The sequence below is a fragment of the Marinomonas sp. PE14-40 genome (genome assembly GCF_051623805.1).
In the GTDB taxonomy this organism is placed as follows: domain Bacteria; phylum Pseudomonadota; class Gammaproteobacteria; order Pseudomonadales; family Marinomonadaceae; genus Marinomonas.
The window spans coordinates 4,690,741-4,709,523 of sequence record NZ_CP130700.1; the positions used below are offsets into that span (position 1 = coordinate 4,690,741).

Below are 18,783 nucleotides of genomic sequence, written 5' to 3' on the forward strand. Positions count from 1 at the left end.
ATGAAAATATCACCGTTTAATCCACAAAGTGCTTGCAGCGAAGGAGATACAAATACCAGTGCTGCCAGGCAAGACTGGATAGATCAAAGCCACGATAAAAAGACAAAAGATGTTCTGGCACAGGATAGCCGTCATTTTTTGCACCAGGCTATGTCTACTCCTTGTTTGGATGCTTTAGTGGCTGCCAAAGGGGTTTATTTAGAGGATCTAGCTGGCCATAAATACATGGATTTCCATGGTAATAATGTCCATCAATTAGGTCATGGTCATCCCCATGTCATTGCCAAAATACAAGCTCAATTAGCGGATTTACCTTTCGCTCCAAGGCGTTTTACACATCAAGTCGCTGTTGATTGCGCTGCTAAGCTAACAAGCATTGCAGGAGAGTCTCTTAATCGTGTGCTCTTTGCACCAGGTGGTACTTCAGTTGTTGGTATGGCACTTAAGCTTGCACGGCATGTGACAGGAAATGCCAAGGTTATTTCACTGTGGGATAGTTTTCATGGTGCTTCTATGGATGCAATTTCAGTGGGTGGTGAAGCCTGCTTTAGGGAAAGCATGGGGCCATTGATGGCTGGAGTGGAGCGAATTCCGCCAGCGGTAAGTTATCGTGGCGCTTTACCTTCACCTGATGGTAGTGACCTTCATTATGCAGACTACTTAGAGTATGTGATTGAAAAAGAAGGGGGCGTTGGTGCTTTTATCGCAGAAGCTGTGCGTAATACCGATGTTCAAGTGCCAAGTAAGGCTTATTGGAAGCGGGTAAGAGAAATCTGCGATCGCCATAATGTGCTCTTGATATTAGATGATATTCCTAATGGCATGGGACGAACAGGGCATTGGTTTAGCCATCAATACTATGGCATAGAACCAGATATTCTCTGCATAGGTAAAGGTTTAGGCGCAGGCGTCGTGCCTTTCGCCGCTATGCTGACACGGGATGAATACAACACGGCTGAGCAAGTGTCTTTAGGCCACTATACCCATGAGAAAAGCCCCATAGGCTGTGCTGCTGCATTGGCAATGATAGAGGTGATTGAAAGGGATAATTTGTTAGAAAAAACACGGCAAGATCATGAGTTTGTCAAAGCAAGATTAGCTGACTTGGCGGCTAAATTTCCCATCATAGGCGATGTTAGAGGAGTCGGTATGCTATGGGGAATTGAGTTAGTAACAGACCCTATAAAGAAAACGCGTGCCCTAGTGCAAGCTGAACAGGTGATGTATCGATGTTTGGCATTAGGGCTTAGTTTTAAGGTGAGTCAGGGTAATGTGCTGCAACTTAGTCCACCACTCATTATTACTCGTTCTGAATTAAGCGAAGCATTAGACATATTAGAGCAAGCCTTGTCAGAGCTTGAATTCACGGCTCCTAAATAGGCCGTTTTTAATATGTCATTGTTAATAGAAATTAAATTTTTATAGATAGAAGACGCTAGGGCTCAGCCTGATAGCAAATAAACGAGAGGATTTAAAATGCAAAAGTTACAAGCTGTTATTTTCGATTGGGCAGGCACCTTGGTTGATTTTGGTTCCTTTGCACCAACAACCATTTTTGTGGAAGCGTTTAGACGAGGTTATGACTTTGATGTCTCTTTGGCTGAGGCTCGTGTTCCTATGGGTCTTGGAAAATGGGATCATATTCAAGCTGTTGGTCGTATCCCAGAAGTTGCTGAACGTTGGTTAGCTCAGTTTGGCGAGCCAATGACGAATAAGAATATCGATGATATCTATGAGGTTTTTATGCCTTTGCAGATTGCTAAGGTAGCACAGCATGCTGATCCTATCCCTGGCGCGCCACAAGTACTGAATCAGCTTAGGGATAAAGGGTTAAAAATAGGCTCTTGTACGGGTTATCCTCGTTGCGTCATTGATGAGCTATTGCCTGCAGCGAAAGCAAATGGTATCGCGCCAGATAACGTTGTTGCTACGGATGATCTTGCTTCTGGTGGTCGACCAGCACCTTATATGGTGCTTAAAAACGTGATCGATTTAGCGGTTACAGATGTTAATGCCTGCGTTAAAGTTGATGACTCAGTACCAGGTATTACAGAGGGGTTGAATGCCAGCATGTGGACGGTAGCACTTCTGTTATCAGGTAATGAAGCGGGACTAACCCAGGCAGAATATGAGGCTGCTGATGAAGAGACATTGGCTCAAGCAAGAACTAAGGCAAGGCTTGCTTTTGACGGTTCAGGAGCACATTATCAAATAGATACCATCGCCGATCTACCTGCTGTACTTGAAGATATTGATAAGAGATTAGCAGCAGGTGAAAAACCTTAGCTGCTAACTCGATTGTTAAAGAAATATCAGCCTCCTTTTATCTAGATAGGCAGGGTGAATAAATTTAAATGTATTTTAAGCCGCCTTCGGGCGGCTTTTTCTACTTCGAAGCTTTCACTAAGAGTAAAAGCCAGTCACACTGCAAAACTGAATTGATACCAGCCATTAGGTTTAACATAACAAGGACTCAGTTTTGTTCTCACGACTTATTGCTTTAGCACCCTTTTTCTTTGTATTTCTATGGAGTACCGGTTTTATAGGTGCCAAGTACGCACTGGTTTATATCGAACCTTTTACGCTGCTCATGGTACGTATGTTTATTACCTTAGTGCTTTTAGGGGCTATGTGCTGGTATTGGGTCAAAAAGTGGCCAACGAAAAAAGAAATTGGACACCAGATGGTGGCAGGATTATTGATTCATGGTGTGTATTTATCAGGTGTATTTGCTGCCATTAAAGCTGGTCTACCTGCAGGAATAACTGCCATTATTGTCGGTGGACAGCCTATCTTAACCGTAGTTTTGAGTTGGTATTTGTATAAAGCTAGGCTCACCTTGAGGCAAAGCTTTGGTTTTGGGTTTGGTTTAATCGGTGTAGTCGCCACAGTTCTATTCACTCAGGGAGTATCAGATTTTAGCTTCTCATTTACGGCCGTTTTATATGCCTTGATAGCATTATTGGCGATTACACTTGGTAGTCTTTATCAAAAACATTTTGGCGCTAAAGTAGAGCTATTGGCTGCTAATTTTTGGCAGTATGCGAGCAGTTTAGTGCTGGTCACTATTTTGTCCTTCAGCTTTGAGACCCAAGTAATTGAATGGTCTTTAACTTTAATTTTGTCACTTACTTGGCTGATTTTTGTTTTGTCCTTTATGGCGACCTTTTTACTGCTTTATTTGATTCGAGAAGGTGAAGCCTCTCAGGTGGCAAGTTATTTCTACTTAGTGCCGCCCACAGCAAGTCTTAATGCTTGGATATTATTTGATGAGCGATTGGTTCCAGCCGCCTTATTTGCAATGGCATTAACTGTGTTTGGTGTTTATCTAGTCACCTCAAAAGGCCGCTCTAAATAATAGGGTAACTATGCCTATGTTATTTAATAAGCCGTTTAACTTGTTGCTGTATTGATAGGGATGGTAAGACCTGTTTTGACGTTATCCATGACCACATTGGTATGAAAACGCTGAATGTTATTATTACTAAAAAATAACTTTTGAGTTAAAGCCTCGTATTCGTGCATATTTTCGACGGTAATAATGAGGATAAAATCGGCATTACCTGTCACGTAATAACACTGCTGAACTTCTTCATGGCTCAGCATAGCGTGTTTAAATTTTTCTATTTCCTCACTTCCACCATATTTCACAATAATCTCAACTAGTACGGTGACATGGTTCGCAAGTGCTTTGCTATCTAATATCGCGACTTCTTTTTTGATAATACCCGTTTCACGCAAACGTTTAATACGCCTTTGACAGGCTGTGGCTGAAAGTCCAATCTGAGCGCCGATTTGTTCTGTACTTGTTCGACAATTTTCTTGCATAATTTTGAGTATTTGATGATCAAAGTTATCCACTAGGTCTTAATTCCTCTTTAAAATAAAATTTACGCATAAAAAGAGCGTATATGAGTGTTCTTTGATGCGCAACGTTGACACCTATCTTTTAAGCTTACCACCTTAATTAGTTAAAGCGGGTTAAAGCGATTTAACGTGATTTGAAGAGATTTTCGTATTAGGCGAAAAGAGTGAGGTGAGTAATGGGGCAATTAGATCGTAATCAAGTTTTGGGTATTATTTTAGGTATTAGTGCCACTGTCATTTGGGCTGGTTGGCCAGTGCTTTCTAAGATTGCGACGAATAGTCAATTGGCTCCTTATGATATTACCATGCTTAGATTCAGCATTTCTGGGCTGGTTCTATTGCCTTTATTTATTATGCGTTTCGCTAAATTAAAAGCCATCGCGGCAAAAGGTGTTGTTTTGGCATTTGGTGCAGGTGCACCCTATGTATTGGTTGGTACCTCGGGCATGGCTTATGCGCCAACCTCTCACTTTAGTATCATTATGCCCACTTCTATGTTGCTATTTACCACCATAGCAAGTGTGCTTTGGTTAGGAGAGAAGCTTACTTTAGCGCGAATTTTAGGTATCAGTTTTATTATTGCTGGCGTGGTGTTTGTGGGTGGAAATAGTTTAGGAAGTTTGGCTCTAGAAGACACACTTATCGGAGACTTTATGTTCTTGATGTGTGGTTTTTTATGGTCAATCTATACCGTGTTAGCAAGATATTGGAAGATAAACCCATGGGATGCCACAGTGTTAGTTTCTATGGTGTCTATTGTGCTCTATATGCCGTTTTATCTTTACCAATTTGGCGGACAAATATTAGCCGTTGATACTGATACTTTAATTGTTCAAGGCCTTTATCAAGGGGTATTTGCTTCAATTGGTGCGCTTTATTTATATTCGAAAGCGATCAGTTTATTAGGTGCATCAAAAGGGGCAATTTTCTCAGTTTTACTACCACCTCTATCCTTGTTGCTGGGTTCATTTCTATTGGAAGAGGTTCTAACTTGGGTAGAAATTGGTGGTTTAATACTGGTATGTCTCGGTATGTTGTTTGCGTTTGAGGTTTTCCGCATGCCAAAACGCTTGATTAAAGCGCCAAGCTTTTCTTCTAAGCGAGATGGCTAGGGGCGTTTTACTCATCAGTGGATAAAGATGAACTCTATTTCTTTATAAGCGCTATTTAATCAGAAAAGAATAGAGTTCTATCTTAGTTTGAGTTGTTTACTTTAGTGACGGCCAAAGTCCGCAGCGTATAGTTGAATCCATTCTTGTGCGGCAGAGTTGCTGTCTAGCTCTCGTCCTTCTTCTTCAAGAATACGACGTCGGTATTGTTCTATGTGACAAATCTGCTGCACCATTCTTACTTTGTACATTTCATCATTATCAGTAAATTTAATTCCAACTTCATAGCGAGGAGTTGCACTATTATCATCGCATAGTTTTGCCCAAACGATTTTCCCTTGACCATAATAAGGTGGGTCAATCGAGGTAATTGTGATATCGACAATCATGCCAACTTCGATAAGTGAATATAAGAAGCAAGATAAACCTCCTTCACTTAAGTCCTTCATGTCGCATTGTTCTTCCTTGCTCACGATCGCTGTTCTGACACAAATTGGAATATCAGTTGGGTGTCTAAAAAAACGCCTCATCTATTTCTCCAACCAATTAAAGAGCAATTTATTTACATGAAATAAGTATAGTCCGATAACACAGATTCTGAGTGTAATTTTGTAGTCATTAAGCCGCATAAAAAGCCTTTTTCTTATTAACCTCTAAAAGGTTATCGGATCGAATAAATATTTCTAAATTAAACTAAATTGATCTCTTTAAATTAGTGATATCTAATTTTGTTGTTGGGTCTAGAATTTGCTTTACATAGATTTGCTCTTTAGTATCTGCATACTTATTCATGATTTAGATAAAGGAAGTATCCATATGTATAAGGTTTTAATTGCAGATGACCACCCTTTGTTTCGCTCTGCTTTAAAGGTCACTTTAAACGGCATTGCTGAGGATATAGCTTTGTCTGAGACCTGCGACTTTGCTGAAACTCAACAGCAACTAGCCTCTAGTGAGGTTGATCTCTTATTACTGGACTTAAAAATGCCAGACAGTGAAGGTTTGTTTGGATTAATTAAGTTACGTACGCGCTTTCCTCAGTTGGCTATCGTAGTGATCAGTGCCAATGAAGACCTACATATTATTAACGAAGTAAAAGCCACCGGCGCATTAGCCTATATTATTAAAAATACGCCATTGGAAAAAATTCAAACTATCATTTCATCTGTATTAAATGGCCATAGTTATTTCCCTGATATGGCTGGTCTTGTAAATACTCAAACGGTTAGTGAAAAAATAGCCCAGTTAACACCGCAGCAGTTAAGAGTATTAACCATGATTGCTAAGGGTGATTTAAACAAACAGATTGCTTATCAACTGAATGTTAAAGAGAGCACGATTAAAACTCACATATCAGAGATATTCAAAAAGCTTGGTATTATTAATCGCACCCAAGCTGCTCTTTTTATCCAACCGTTAGAATTGAATCATGAAATCTAAAGTAAGTAGCCTTATTCGAGCAGCTTTTCTTGAAGAGGGCTTAACGTGAGTAGGTGATTAAGTTGAGACCTTAAGGCCATGGCTTTAACTGGTTTTTTTAATAAGGTTAATCCCGCGTGTAAAATTCTCTCTTCGACCTCTTGGGTATAGTCAGCAGTAATTACCATGCAAGGGATATGTAGCTGCCAAAGGTTAGAAAGCTCCTGATAAGCCGCTAATCCCGTTTTATTGTGATCAAGGTGATAATCGATAATAAGCACATCAGGTACTTTACCATTCAGCTTTAAAACTAAGGACTCCGCGTTTTGAGCGGTAATCACTTGATAGCCCCAATCACTGATTAAAGACTGCATGCCTTGCATAATTTGAATTTCATTATCGATACAAGCAATCAAACTCGTGCTTTCTTGTTCGGGCTTGAGTTGGGGGTTGGCTATGTTCAGGCCTGTGACTTGCGTTTTAGCCAGTGGAATATCGATAGAAAAAACACTGCCTTTGCCTGGAATCGATTCTACCTTGATAGGGTGGTTTAGTAGACGACATAACCTTTGTACGATTGAGAGGCCAAGCCCTAGACCTTTTTCAAAGGTGCTGTCTTTGTTATCAAGACGATGAAACTCATCGAAAATATTGTCTAACTGAAAAGCATCTATTCCTATTCCTGTATCCCATACCTGTATTCTGAGATTCCCCTGATGACGTTTGATACCTAATAAAACCTTACCATTTGGCGTGTAACGAATAGCGTTACTCAAGAGGTTTTGTAAGATACGACGTAACAACCTAGGGTCACTATGAATATTTAATTTACTGGTTATCCAATGCAGTTTTAAACCCTTTTCTTTGGCAATGAGTAAAAATTCAGAAACCAGAGGGGCCATAATTTGTTCTAGTTCAAAATCACGTACCTCTGGTTTTACTATGTCGGCGTCTAGCTTTGAAATTTCTAATAGCTCACTGAGTAATAGTTCCGCATTATCAAGTGATCTCTCAAGGCTAGAAGCTAATATAATAAGCTCACCTGTTTCTCTGCTTGTTTGCGTTTCTTGTTGTTTTGATAATCGATGAATAAGGGATGAAGCAAACAAACTAGCTGAATTAAGGGGTTGTACTAGGTCATGGCCTGCGGCGGCTAAAAAGTGAGTTTTGCTATTATTTGCGCGTTTTAATTCTTGATTGAGTTGAGAGAGCTTATTGGTTCTCTCCATGACTCTTTGCTCTAATTTCTCATTACTTTGCCTTAGCATGGTCTCATGATGCCTTTGATCTGTGACATCGGTATAAGTCGTAATAATTTGCCCTGCTGGCATAGGATTAGTTTCTATTTCAATAAAGCGATTTTCTTGGTTTTCATGAACAGAAATATGATGCTTTGCCTGCTTATAGATAGTGAGTTTCTCTGTCACTAAGCTGTCCACAACACCACAACCATATCCCCCTTGTTTAGCAACATGAGTAATGATTTGTTGCACAGAGGCCCCCATATACAAGCAGGTATCTGGAAATTGATAGAGCTTTTTAAACTTATCATTCCAAGCGATCACCATATGTTCTTTATCAAGAATGCATACCCCTTGGCTAATACTTTGTAATGCCGAGCTAAGCACAGAGCGATTATGGTGTAGCACTTCATAGGCTTCATCTAACATGACATTAAAGCTTTGATAGCTATCAGCTTGGCCTTGTTGTAAACGTTCTATTAATAGTGTCGCGGCGGGAGCACCTAATACTGAGCTTAATAAGCGTTCAGCGGCAATCAGTACATCAGATGTAGCAGGGGAAGAGTCAATAAGGCGGCCGGTAATAGGGTTAGTATGATTCTCGAGTAATGCATTAATTTTATCCTTATTAATAAACCTTAATAACAAAGATTTTACATCACCTAAAGACACCTCTTTACCTTGTTCTGATTCATATGGGCGGTGAGCTTGGCCTTGTATTAAGTTATCTAAACTTGCTTCTTGGACAAATTTACTTGCTTGGCTAATGTCGGCAAAGCTCTCCTTGTGATAAAGAGAGGCAATGACATAAACCAGACAATTAATAAATAAACTCCAAATAGTGCCATGCACAATAGGGTTTAAACCTTCAACACCTAATAAAGCGTGTGGTTGTAAAAAACCTAAGTTAAATGGGCCATGCATCCAGCTTTTATCTAACCAATAAGCCTGTACTAATAAAGGGACGACAAGGCAATAGAACCAAATGCTAAAGCCTGCAAGCATGCCTAAAATAGCACCTTGCTTATTACCGCCACGCCAAATTAGACCAAGTAAAAGGGGTGGTGAAAATTGTGCTACTGCGACAAATGAAAGTAAGCCAATTTCGGATAAAACATTGAACTCAGTCAGCAAGCGATAATAAAAGAATGCGAAGAGAAGTACCGCGCCAATGGAGAAGCGCCTTAAACGAATAACAAATTGCCCAAGGTCTTGAATTTGTTCTAGGGCAATGATTTTTGAACGAATAATTAAGGGCAATAAAATTTCGTTAGAAAGCATGGTCGATAGGGCGATTGAAGCAACGATCACCATACTGGTGCCAGCGGATAGCCCGCCAATATAAGCAAGTAAGGCTAGCCCTTTTGCATCACTTGCCATAGGAATCCAAAGGGTCAAATATTGCTGCTGGAAGCCGGTGGTATCAAAATTTAAAAAGCCCACTAAGCCTATGGGTAAAATAAAAAGGTTGGTTAAAAATAGATAAAAGGGAAACAGCCAGCGGGCGGTTTTTAAGTCTTTGGGGCCTGTATACTCAACAACTGCAGCGTGGAATTGACGAGGTAAAGCAAAGATCGCAATTGCGCCAATTAGAGCATGAACCAAGTATGTCATTGGTTGATGATATTGAGTGAGATTGGCATTGAGTTGCTCATCGGACATGGCGGCATAATAAACATCGAATACCCCATCACGGATAAAGAAGATGGCGTAAACCCCAACACACATAAAAGCGAAAAGCTTAACTAAAGATTCAAAGCTAACCGCTAGCATAAGACCCTTATGGTGTTCACTCGCATCTAGGTTTCGGGTACCGAACAAAATACTAAAGATTGCCATTAGAAGCGCGATACATATGGTCGGATCTGTATACCAATGAAGTGCTTTGTGGCTAGAACCAGAGATCAGTTGGAAGGACTCAGAAACCCCCTTAAGTTGCAGTGCAATATAGGGCACTATGCCAATTAAACTAAAGACGGATACCATTACGGCAATGGTACGAGAGTGGCCATAACGGGTGGCGATAAAGTCCGCTATGGTGTGGGTGTTCTCTTTTTTGGCAATTAGGATAATGCGAGCCATTAGGCGCCAACCTAATAGCATAAGAATGATGGCACCAAAGTAGGTCGGGGCCATTAACCAACCATGATTGATGGATTGTTGCACAGTGCCATAAAAAGCCCAAGAGGTGCAGAAAATGGCTAGGGTAAGGCTGTAAACGTAAGGTTGTAGGCGGTTTGACTGGTTTTTATCACCCTTGAGAGCAATTAAAAAAAGTAAACCTATATAGAGAATTGAACAAATAGAAATCCACCAAGCATTGATCATGAATCAAACCTGCTGGCAGTAGAATGACTACTCGCCTTTTGGCGAATCTTTTGATTAGTAGAGATAAACGTCCCTAGGGTCATTTTAATTAAACACATAACTGCTTCCTTTCAGCTTTATTCGCATTTTGCAGAAAAGCTGAAAGCAAATTAACTTGTTTGTTAATCCGCTTTCCTTGAACCTCATGTTCAAACTTTTGTGCTAGAGGCAATGTATTTTACCTCGCTATTGTTATTGTATTTTGTCGACTAAATAGTTTTTATATTCATTACGTAAGTCTATTTTCTTTAACTTACCTGTTCCTGTGTGGGGTAATGATTCAAGCTGCAAAATGGCATCGGGTAACCACCACTTAGCCACCTTTTGTTTTAATATGGCAAGTAAGGCTTCTTGTTCAAATATTTTGCCTGGTTTTATTGTGACCAGCAGAATGGGTCTTTCATCCCATTTAGGGTGAGCAACCCCAATTACACAGGCTTCATTAATACTTGAATACTCTAATGCTGCGTCTTCTAGTTGAACGGAACTTATCCATTCTCCACCAGACTTTATAACATCTTTCGCTCTATCGACGATGCGTAAATAGCCTTCAGGGTTAATAACCGCAATATCCCCTGTGTTAAACCAACCATTTTCAAAGTTCTCTTGGCCTTCACCTTTAAAGTACTCTTTAAGCACCCAAGGGCCTTTTACTTTTAAAGTGCCTTGTTGTATCCCATCGTGTGCAAGCACTTGATTATCTAGATCAAAAATCTCTATTTGAGTGCCGAACATAGCTTTGCCAGCTGAAGATTGTAAGTGGTAACGGCTCTCAGGGTCTAGTTTTTGAATACTAGGGGAGTTAACAGAAGCGCTCATCAAAGGGCTGGTTTCAGTCATGCCCCAAAGTCCCATCCAATAAACATCATATTTTTCGGCATAGGTTTTTACCAGATTGGTTGGCGAGGCTGCGCCACCCACTCCCACCATCTTTAAACTAGGGATAGGGCTGCTTGGCTCAAATTCAGTATCTTGCTTAAGACTGTCTAAATAATTATGTAAGCCAAGCCAAATAGTGGGGACACCAAAGCCTTTGTTGACCTGCTCTGAATCAATCAAATGATAAAGAGATTCACCATCCAACTTATCGCCACAAAAAACTAATTTACAACCAAATAGCGGCGCGGAGTAAGGAATGCCCCATGCCACTACATGATACATGGGCACAGCTGGCATTATGATGTCCCACTCATTAAAGCTTAAAAATTGGCTAGAGCCACTCATCATGGCATGTAAGATACTAGATTGATGGTCGTAAATGACGCCTTTAGGGTTGCCAGTTGTCCCAGATGTATAGCACAACGCACAATTGTCAGTGCCTTTGAGGTTAGGCCAGTCAAAGTGACTACTCTCGTTTTCAATTAATGTTTCATAGCAGAAAACAGGCGCTAGCTGAGTACTGGGCATGTCAGAGTCAGCGCAATTAATAATAAAGGCTTTTACCTTGGGAATCCGTGATTGAATCTTTTCTAAAAGAGGAACAAAACAAGGATCGACAAAGATATACTCATCTTCTGCATGTTTAATAATGTACTCTAACTGTTCTTCAAAGAGCCTAGGGTTAAGCGTATGTATCACAGCGCCAGAACCGCCAATGGCGTAATAAAGCTCAAAATGACGATAGTGATTGTTGGCTAAAGTACCTATCCTATCGCCCTTATTAAAACCTAATTTGGTTAAAGCATTGGCGAGTTTCTTGATACGAGTATGGGCGTCAAGATAGGTATATTCGTGCTTATTACCATCTGGCATTAGGCTCACTATCCTCTGCTCTGGATAGCGTAGAATGGCATTTTCAATGATATCACTGGTGAGTAATGGGGTGGGCATCATAGCGCTTTGATGGTCAGGCATAATCTATTCACTCTCTTATATTTATTGTTTGTGATTTTAGCAACAAGTTAACCTGTTTCACTCTTCTCCCAATATCCTACTTTAGGTGGAGCTATTAAGAATAAGCACCACCGTTTTTTCTCCTACTAATGATGGATAGTTTTCTTTTAGCGTTGGAATCATAGTGGCTGGGTACAAAATAGCCTTGTCAGCACCTGATTAACGTGTGCTTGAGGCATAAAACAAGAATAAAAATACCGGAGCTAGATACTATGAAGAAGTATATTCGTACCATGGCGCTTGCCACAGGATTTACCTTAGCCGCCACCTCAGCAAGTGTGTATGCCGCTGACAAGGTGAGACCGATATTGCTAAAAACGCCGATTGCGTTTGGGTCACACTTACCGGCATTAGGTACGCCGATTAAATGGGTAGAAGAGCAGTTACCTCTTATTTCTGCAGGCAGTGTACGAATGAAAATTTATGAGCCCGGTAAGCTTGTTGCGCCACTGGAAATCTTAGACGCTGTGTCTAGTGGCAAAATTAACTCAGGTTATGCAACCGCAGGTTATTGGGCTGGAAAGATGCCAGCAGCAAGCCTTTTCTCTGCGATTCCATTTGGGCCAGAAGCGCCAGAATTTATGGCTTGGCTCTACTATGGTAACGGTCTAAACCTTTATCAAAAAATGTATGATGACGCAGGTTACAACGTCCATGTTGAACCATGCGCCCTTATTTCACCAGAAACTTCTGGTTGGTTTAAGGAAGAAATTAATGATGTATCCGACCTTCAGGGGCTAAATATGCGCTTCTTTGGATTGGGTGGTGAAGTGATGCAAAAGCTAGGTGTATCAACCTCGCTAATTGCTGGTGGTGAAATCTTTGGTGCTTTAGAAAAAGGTGCAATTGATGCCACCGAGTTCTCTCAACCTGCGATAGACCAACTACTTGGTTTCTATAAAATTGCAAAACATAACTACTTCCCTGGTTGGCATCAACAAGCTACTTTATTCGAGTTACTAATCAATAATAAAACCTGGAATAAGATGACTGAAAGTCAACAAGCTCAGGTGTCTGCTACTTGTAAAGCCTCCATCACTAACTCTATTGCTGAGTCTGAATTTATTCAATTTGAAGCCATGATCAAAAACCAAAATGAGCGTGGTGTCGAAATACACACTTGGTCCGATGACATGCTAAAGAGCTTCAATCAGGCTTGGGATGAAGTGGTTATCGAGCAATCTCAAGATGCCACCTTTGACACTGTTTACAAAGATCTTTCTCAATTCCGCGAGAACTACGCTGTCTGGGCACAAAGGGCCTTTATCCCTAGAAATTAGGGGGCCATGATTAAGTAACCTCTCCATTTGCGCCACTTTCTCCTTCTTTATGCTGGTCGCATAGAGGTTAAAGTGGCTTTTTTTTATCTGCATAAGGAGCGTTTTAATGAATCAAAATGTGAAAGCCCTTGTTGTTGCTGATCATATCGATAACTGGGTTTTAACCTTAGGCAAGTGGATATCAACTTGCTACGCAATTCTAATCGTTACCATTATTCTCCAAGTTGTTCTCAGAAAAGGCTTCCATGCTGGCATGATCTCCTTGGAAGAGTTGCAATGGTATCTCTATGGCACTGGGGTTATGTTTGGCATGTCCTATGCCCAAGCAAAGGATTCCCATGTCAGAGTGGATCTTTTTTATAATAATTTTGGCGCTAGAACGCGTCACCTGATTGAGATAACCGGCATATTAATTCTCTTACTGCCTTTCTTGAGCTTAATTTTTTATCATAGTTTAGATTTTGTTTACGACTCTTTTAGAACCATGGAAAGCTCTGCCGCACCGGCAGGATTACCTTACCGTTGGATCATTAAAGCCGTCATTCCCCTGAGTATCGGTTTACTGGTTTTGGCTGTGCTAAACCGTTTTTATCGTGAACTCATTTTATTAATAAGAGGGGAATAAGCAGATGCCAGTTAATGAAATTTTGATCTTATTAATGTTTGCAAGCTTCATTGCTCTTTTAATGACAGGCTTCCCTGTTGCATGGGTATTAGGTGGCGTTGGCGTATTATTCGCTATTGCTGGTTACTACTCAGATTTATACCTAGACACCTTTACTGGCATTGATTTTCTAACCTTAGGTTTAGTGGTAAACCGGGTATTCAAAATCATGGATAACTGGATTCTAGTAGCCTTGCCCATGTTTATTTTTATGGGCAACATGCTGGATAAATCGGGTGCCGCTGAAAACCTGATGAAATCCTTTCAAGAGTTATTTGGAAGAGTACGAGGTGGCCTTGCCATTACTGTTATCTTGATAGGTATTATCTTGGCGGCATCAACAGGCATTATCGGTGCGTCGGTTGTATTGCTGGCGGTAATCTCTTTGCCAGCCATGCAAAAGCAAGGGTATTCGGATCAAGTCGCCCTCGGTACCATCGCCAGCTCTGGGACACTAGGTATCTTAATTCCGCCTAGTATCATGCTGGTGATTATGGCCGATCAAATCGGTCTGTCGGTGGGCGACCTATTTATGGGGGCTGTTTTTCCGGGTCTTTTACTTGGCGCCCTATACATAAGCTATATCTTGATAAGTGGTTACTTTAATCCTAAAGCATTTCCATTACCGAAAGAGACCGAGCCTGTTACCTTAGCCATTTGGATTAAGGTGATTAAAGCCACTTTGCCTACCATGATGCTGGTATTGCTGGTACTAGGTAGTATATTTGCAGGGTTTGCGACGCCAACCGAAGCGTCTGGTGTGGGTGCTGCAGCAGCGACCTTATTGGCCTTTATGAATAAGCGTTTGTCTTGGTCTGTTTTTAAAGAATGCCTGCATAATACCTTTAATGTTAGTGGTTATATTTTTGCTATTTTCATAGGAGCGTCCTTATTTGCCTTGGTATTAAGAGAGCTTGGTGGAGATGAATTTATTGAGTCCTTTCTAACCTCTTTACCTTTTGGTCCTTATGGTATCGTCCTATTTATATTGGCAATCATATTTCTACTTGGATTCATTCTTGATTGGATCGAGATTACCCTGATCGTATTACCTTTAATCGCACCCGTTATCAGTGCGTTAGACATTGCCATTGAGGGTTATGAGGTATTGGATAATCCAGAGTTGGTCTGGTTTGTTATGCTGGTGGCTGTAACCTTACAGACCTCCTTTTTAACTCCTCCCGTGGGGTTTGCATTATTCTATTTGAAAGGGGTTTGCCCACCAGATATTAAGCTTTCAACTATCTATAAAGGGGTCTTCCCTTTTATTGTATTGCAGTTGATTGGTTTGGTGATCATTCTCTTATTTCCTGCCTTAGTAAACTGGTTTCCTGCCACGATCTATCGCTAATTTGCACAGGTAGTAAATCGTTATAAAGAGGTAAAAATAAGAAAGGCCGTTACTTTTACAAGTAGCGGCCTTTGTTTTTATCTGGTTTATGACGGTTGTTAGATACGAGTGCCGCCATCTACCTCAATGACACGACCACTGATAAAGTCGTTTTCAAAAATAAATGACACTGCTTGGGCGATTTCTTGCGGTGTGCCCATGCGTTTAAGAGGCGACATTTGCGCTGCCATATCATAGGCTTTCTGTGGCATTTGTGCCGTCATTTCAGTCTCGATAAAGCCCGGCGCAATAGCACCAGTACGAATATCAAACTTGGCTAATTCTTGTGCCCAAGCTGTTGTCATGGCGACAACCCCAGCTTTGGCAGCACTGTAATTGGTTTGCCCAAAGTTACCTGCACGGCTAATACTAGAAATATTGACTATAACGCCGCCTTGTCCTGATCTGACCATATGAGAGGCTGCTTCTCGTCCACATAAGAAAACACCACTTAGGTTCACATCTATCACAGATTGGAACTGGTCAAGTGACATCTTATTCATTTCACCGTCTTTGTACTTGATTAACAATCCGTCTTTGAGAATTCCCGCATTATTGACCAGACCATCTATGCGTGAAAAGTCATTCTTAATTTGTTCAAAAACTTGTTCTACTTCTGATTCATTTGCCACATTACAGACGTATCCTTTTGAGTCTGTAATCATGGAAGAGGCATGGTTTACAGATTCGAAATCCATATCGACAAGGGCAATCTTAGCGCCTTTATCAGCTAGGTATTCAGCCATAGCCAAGCCCAAACCTCGGGCAGCGCCAGTAATAACAATCACTTTATTATTAATATCCAAATGATTTTCTCCTATTGATAGACTAAAGAGTAAGGCCGTGGTTATTTTTTACCTTATCTAGTGTTGTTCAAAAAGTAAGCGGACAAGCTTATGTTAGCCAGTTCATATGATTAACAAAATAGTCCATAAGTAGGGCTTAGGGCGAATGTTTTCGTTTTTATTTTAGGGTTTAAAGTAACTGACTGTTCTACAATCATTTACTTTCACTTTAATCTGACTAAAAGAGGTTAAATCAAATTCATTGTTTGTTCTTATCTTTGGACGACATAATGCGAAATTGAGCTTGAGATGAGCTACTTGATCTTAATAAGTCTTCAAAATCATCTTTGGGCATAGGCGTTGCAAATAAATAACCTTGGCCATAATCACAGCCAATTTTCATTAATAAGCGTCTTTGTTCCTCTGTTTCTATGCCTTCTGCAATGACAGACAAGCCAAGTTTATGCGCCATGATAATAATGGCTTCACATAACTCTAATTGCTGAGAATGCATGCTTAAGTGGCTGATAAAAGTCTGATCAATCTTAATAAAATCAATATCAAATTTATTGAGATGAGATAAAGAAGAGTAGCCGGTGCCAAAGTCATCCAGTGCGACTTGGATTCCTTGATTGCCAAACTGCATAAGCTTTTCTTCAATATGGCTGTTCTCTTTCATTATCATGCTTTCAGTGATTTCTATGATGATGGCATGAGGGTCTAATTCGAGAGTTTGAAGGTGTTCAAACCAAGAGTCCATAGTGCTGGTTTTGTATTGGTATTGAGCTGGAGAGGTATTAACACTCATTATCAGATCTGGGTTTATCTCACTGCGCCATTGCTTAAGTTGCTTGCTGGCGGTTTTAAAGACCCAATCACCAATGTCGATAATATGGCTGGTTTCTTCTGCGATTTTTATGAACTCTAGAGGCATGGTGAGTCCATGGATGGGGTGATTCCAACGAATCAAAGCCTCTGCTTTTTTTATTTCTCCTGTATTGAGTACGACGATAGGCTGGTAATGAAGTTCGAATTGTTCTTTTTCTAAGGAGGATCTTAAATCACTGATCACCTGCATACGATAAAGAATGTCTTGATGTAACTTTTGGGTGAAAAACTGATATTGATTTCGGCCATGTGCTTTAGCAGAAAACATGGCTTCATCGGCATATCGTAAAAGTGAGTCACTGTTCTTAGCATGTTTTGGGTAAAGGCTTATTCCTATACTTGCTGAGATATAAAGCTTATCTTTTTCAAGGCAATAAGGCGCACTTAACTGATCAAGAATGGTTTGAGACAGGGCTTCTAAATAGGCGTTATCCTCAAACTGATCAATGATGATGGTAAACTCATCGCCTCCTAAACGGTAAATGTTACGCTTTTTACTGATGACTTGAGAGAGACGATTGGCAACTTCAACCAGTAAGTTATCACCCACATCATGGCCATGAAAATCATTAATCGCTTTAAAATCATCCAAATCTAAATATAAGAGGGCGACTCTTGTTTGTTTCGCTTCTGCTTTTTCTAGGGCTTTTTGTATTCTGCCTTTAAAGTTACGACGGTTCGAAAGGTTAGTTAAAGGGTCTAAATAAGCTTGTTTCCAGATGATCTCCTTCGCTTCTTGGCTCTCAAGTAATGCATGATCAAGGCGTCGGTTAATGCTAAGGACATAAATGAGACCGGCGGCTATCAACACTAGAATAGCTGCCGCAATGGCAAGGGCTTTATAGAAGAATGCGAGGCCAACACTGGGGGCTGGATCGTATAAAAACTTATCTAGATCAAAGCCTTTGCTTAGCATTCCTAAGTGCTGATAAATGTTAACAATGTGCTGCCATCTGTCGTGGCTAAAATAACCCATTTCTACCAAGGTTGGTTGAACAAGGTCCTCCATTGTTTCAGCTTGATAGCTTAAAAATTCATAGGTATAGCTGGTGGGATAATCTCTTAAAATAGTTTGGATAATTTCTTCTTTATTATCCATGGCATATTTCCAACCTTTGAGGCTCGCCTCTCTAAAGGCTTTTACACGTTCAGGATGCTCTTTTATTTCTTTTTCAGACGTGAATAGGTTATCCCCATAAAAATCGATACCAAGTGATCTTGGATTAAAGGTTTTATAGTAGAGGTTTTGTTTTTCTAAAAAGAAAGGCTCATCAATACTGTAGCCTGAAATCACTTCTACTTTACCGTCTATTAAATCCTGTGGATTGTAGCTGTGTTTGAGCAGAGTCATTTTTTCGATATCGATATTAGCTTGCTTTAAAAAGGCGGCAATCTCAGCGGTTTTAGTTTCTAACATGGCTGTTTGGTTTTGAATGCTATGAATGCCTTTTGTCATATCCTTTTCTAAGGTGAGCAGTACCACCGGAGAGTGTTGATAGACTACGGCTAACATAACAACAGGTTTTTCCGAATCACGGGCTTGTAAGAGTGAGTTTGTGCTTACTCCAAACTGAGCGAAACCGTTTATTACAGGTGAGATAATATCCTGTCCTGGTACAGCGGGAATGATATTGACATCTAACCCTGCTTCTTTGTAAAAGCCTTTTTCTTTGGCTGCGTAATAGCCTGCAAATTGAAAGGCATGTTTCCATTTAAGCTGTAAGGTTACTTTCTCTAATGCAAAGGCACTTGGTATATATATCAAGGAAAGGGAGAGCAGAATAAAGAGTGCTTTTATAGAGATTTTCTTCAAGGGACTATCCTTTTTTCAGAGACCGTTTGACCTAAAATTGATTGGTCGTTTTTTGATCGCATAGAAA

Annotated in this window: 14 protein-coding genes; 8 read left to right on the forward strand and 6 right to left on the reverse strand. The window is 40.4% G+C overall.

What is annotated here, in order from left to right; all coding sequences use genetic code 11:
• From Q0A08_RS21730 to Q0A08_RS21740, 3 genes are all read left to right on the forward strand, one after another.
• The gene (locus Q0A08_RS21730; protein ID WP_438463596.1) at nt 1-1,380 is read left to right on the forward strand and encodes an aspartate aminotransferase family protein; all 1,380 of its coding nucleotides are present in this window, start codon (nt 1-3) and stop codon (nt 1,378-1,380) included.
• 96 nt (nt 1,381-1,476) lie between these two features.
• Nucleotides 1,477-2,286, forward strand: coding sequence for a phosphonoacetaldehyde hydrolase (gene phnX / locus Q0A08_RS21735; RefSeq protein WP_438463597.1), 810 nt, complete (start codon nt 1,477-1,479; stop codon nt 2,284-2,286).
• A 193-nt stretch (nt 2,287-2,479) separates the two neighbouring features.
• Nucleotides 2,480-3,358, forward strand: a complete 879-nt coding sequence (locus Q0A08_RS21740) for a DMT family transporter (RefSeq protein ID WP_438463598.1) — start codon at nt 2,480-2,482, stop codon at nt 3,356-3,358.
• A 35-nt stretch (nt 3,359-3,393) separates the two neighbouring features.
• Here the strand turns inward: Q0A08_RS21740 and Q0A08_RS21745 are convergent, their stop codons facing one another.
• Nucleotides 3,394-3,861 (reverse strand): Lrp/AsnC family transcriptional regulator, encoded by a 468-nt coding sequence (locus Q0A08_RS21745; RefSeq protein ID WP_438463600.1) that lies wholly within the window; start codon nt 3,859-3,861, stop codon nt 3,394-3,396.
• A 182-nt stretch (nt 3,862-4,043) separates the two neighbouring features.
• On the opposite strand from Q0A08_RS21745, the gene Q0A08_RS21750 reads away from it, so the two are divergent.
• Entirely contained in the window at nt 4,044-4,979 is a 936-nt protein-coding gene (locus Q0A08_RS21750) for a DMT family transporter (RefSeq protein WP_438463602.1), read from the forward strand.
• A 101-nt stretch (nt 4,980-5,080) separates the two neighbouring features.
• On the opposite strand, the gene Q0A08_RS21755 is transcribed toward Q0A08_RS21750, so the two are convergent.
• Nucleotides 5,081-5,506, reverse strand: coding sequence for a PilZ domain-containing protein (locus Q0A08_RS21755; RefSeq protein WP_438463603.1), 426 nt, complete (start codon nt 5,504-5,506; stop codon nt 5,081-5,083).
• Between the two features lie 286 nt (nt 5,507-5,792).
• Here Q0A08_RS21755 and Q0A08_RS21760 point away from each other — a divergent pair, with 286 nt between their 5' ends.
• Nucleotides 5,793-6,416, forward strand: a complete 624-nt coding sequence (locus tag Q0A08_RS21760) for a response regulator transcription factor (RefSeq protein WP_438463604.1) — start codon at nt 5,793-5,795, stop codon at nt 6,414-6,416.
• A gap of 11 nt (nt 6,417-6,427) precedes the next feature.
• Here Q0A08_RS21760 and Q0A08_RS21765 read toward each other — a convergent pair whose 3' ends face one another.
• Together Q0A08_RS21765 and Q0A08_RS21770 are read right to left on the reverse strand one after the other, a co-directional pair.
• Nucleotides 6,428-9,964: a PAS domain-containing hybrid sensor histidine kinase/response regulator gene (locus Q0A08_RS21765; protein WP_438463605.1), complete on the reverse strand. Its 3,537-nt coding sequence runs from the start codon at nt 9,962-9,964 to the stop codon at nt 6,428-6,430.
• A 231-nt stretch (nt 9,965-10,195) separates the two neighbouring features.
• Nucleotides 10,196-11,857 carry a long-chain fatty acid--CoA ligase gene (locus Q0A08_RS21770; RefSeq protein WP_438463606.1) on the reverse strand — a complete coding sequence of 554 codons (1,662 nt, stop codon included), beginning with the start codon at nt 11,855-11,857 and terminating at the stop codon, nt 10,196-10,198.
• Between the two features lie 251 nt (nt 11,858-12,108).
• Here Q0A08_RS21770 and Q0A08_RS21775 point away from each other — a divergent pair, with 251 nt between their 5' ends.
• From Q0A08_RS21775 to Q0A08_RS21785, 3 genes are all read left to right on the forward strand, one after another.
• On the forward strand, nt 12,109-13,176 hold the full coding sequence (locus Q0A08_RS21775; RefSeq protein ID WP_438463607.1) for a TRAP transporter substrate-binding protein: 1,068 nt from the start codon (nt 12,109-12,111) through the stop codon (nt 13,174-13,176).
• A 106-nt stretch (nt 13,177-13,282) separates the two neighbouring features.
• Complete coding sequence (locus tag Q0A08_RS21780) at nt 13,283-13,801, forward strand: TRAP transporter small permease subunit (RefSeq protein ID WP_438463609.1); 519 nt, start codon at nt 13,283-13,285, stop codon at nt 13,799-13,801.
• A gap of 4 nt (nt 13,802-13,805) precedes the next feature.
• Nucleotides 13,806-15,191 (forward strand): TRAP transporter large permease, encoded by a 1,386-nt coding sequence (locus Q0A08_RS21785; protein ID WP_438463610.1) that lies wholly within the window; start codon nt 13,806-13,808, stop codon nt 15,189-15,191.
• Between the two features lie 98 nt (nt 15,192-15,289).
• Here the strand turns inward: Q0A08_RS21785 and Q0A08_RS21790 are convergent, their stop codons facing one another.
• Together Q0A08_RS21790 and Q0A08_RS21795 are read right to left on the reverse strand one after the other, a co-directional pair.
• Nucleotides 15,290-16,036, reverse strand: a complete 747-nt coding sequence (locus tag Q0A08_RS21790) for an SDR family oxidoreductase (RefSeq protein WP_438463611.1) — start codon at nt 16,034-16,036, stop codon at nt 15,290-15,292.
• 238 nt (nt 16,037-16,274) lie between these two features.
• Nucleotides 16,275-18,716 carry an EAL domain-containing protein gene (locus Q0A08_RS21795; protein WP_438463612.1) on the reverse strand — a complete coding sequence of 814 codons (2,442 nt, stop codon included), beginning with the start codon at nt 18,714-18,716 and terminating at the stop codon, nt 16,275-16,277.
• Between the last annotated feature and the right edge of the window lie 67 nt (nt 18,717-18,783).

What these genes read in the sequence shown, in the direction of transcription:
- Q0A08_RS21760 (WP_438463604.1), top strand. Translation starts at nt 5,793, where the DNA reads ATGTATAAGGTTTTAATTGCAGATGACCACCCTTTGTTTCGCTCTGCT.
- Q0A08_RS21755 (WP_438463603.1), bottom strand. Translation starts at nt 5,506, where the DNA reads ATGAGGCGTTTTTTTAGACACCCAACTGATATTCCAATTTGTGTCAGA.
- Q0A08_RS21765 (WP_438463605.1), bottom strand. Translation starts at nt 9,964, where the DNA reads ATGATCAATGCTTGGTGGATTTCTATTTGTTCAATTCTCTATATAGGT.
- Q0A08_RS21750 (WP_438463602.1), top strand. Translation starts at nt 4,044, where the DNA reads ATGGGGCAATTAGATCGTAATCAAGTTTTGGGTATTATTTTAGGTATT.
- Q0A08_RS21775 (WP_438463607.1), top strand. Translation starts at nt 12,109, where the DNA reads ATGAAGAAGTATATTCGTACCATGGCGCTTGCCACAGGATTTACCTTA.
- Q0A08_RS21730 (WP_438463596.1), top strand. Translation starts at nt 1, where the DNA reads ATGAAAATATCACCGTTTAATCCACAAAGTGCTTGCAGCGAAGGAGAT.
- Q0A08_RS21770 (WP_438463606.1), bottom strand. Translation starts at nt 11,857, where the DNA reads ATGCCTGACCATCAAAGCGCTATGATGCCCACCCCATTACTCACCAGT.
- Q0A08_RS21785 (WP_438463610.1), top strand. Translation starts at nt 13,806, where the DNA reads ATGCCAGTTAATGAAATTTTGATCTTATTAATGTTTGCAAGCTTCATT.
- Q0A08_RS21780 (WP_438463609.1), top strand. Translation starts at nt 13,283, where the DNA reads ATGAATCAAAATGTGAAAGCCCTTGTTGTTGCTGATCATATCGATAAC.
- phnX (WP_438463597.1), top strand. Translation starts at nt 1,477, where the DNA reads ATGCAAAAGTTACAAGCTGTTATTTTCGATTGGGCAGGCACCTTGGTT.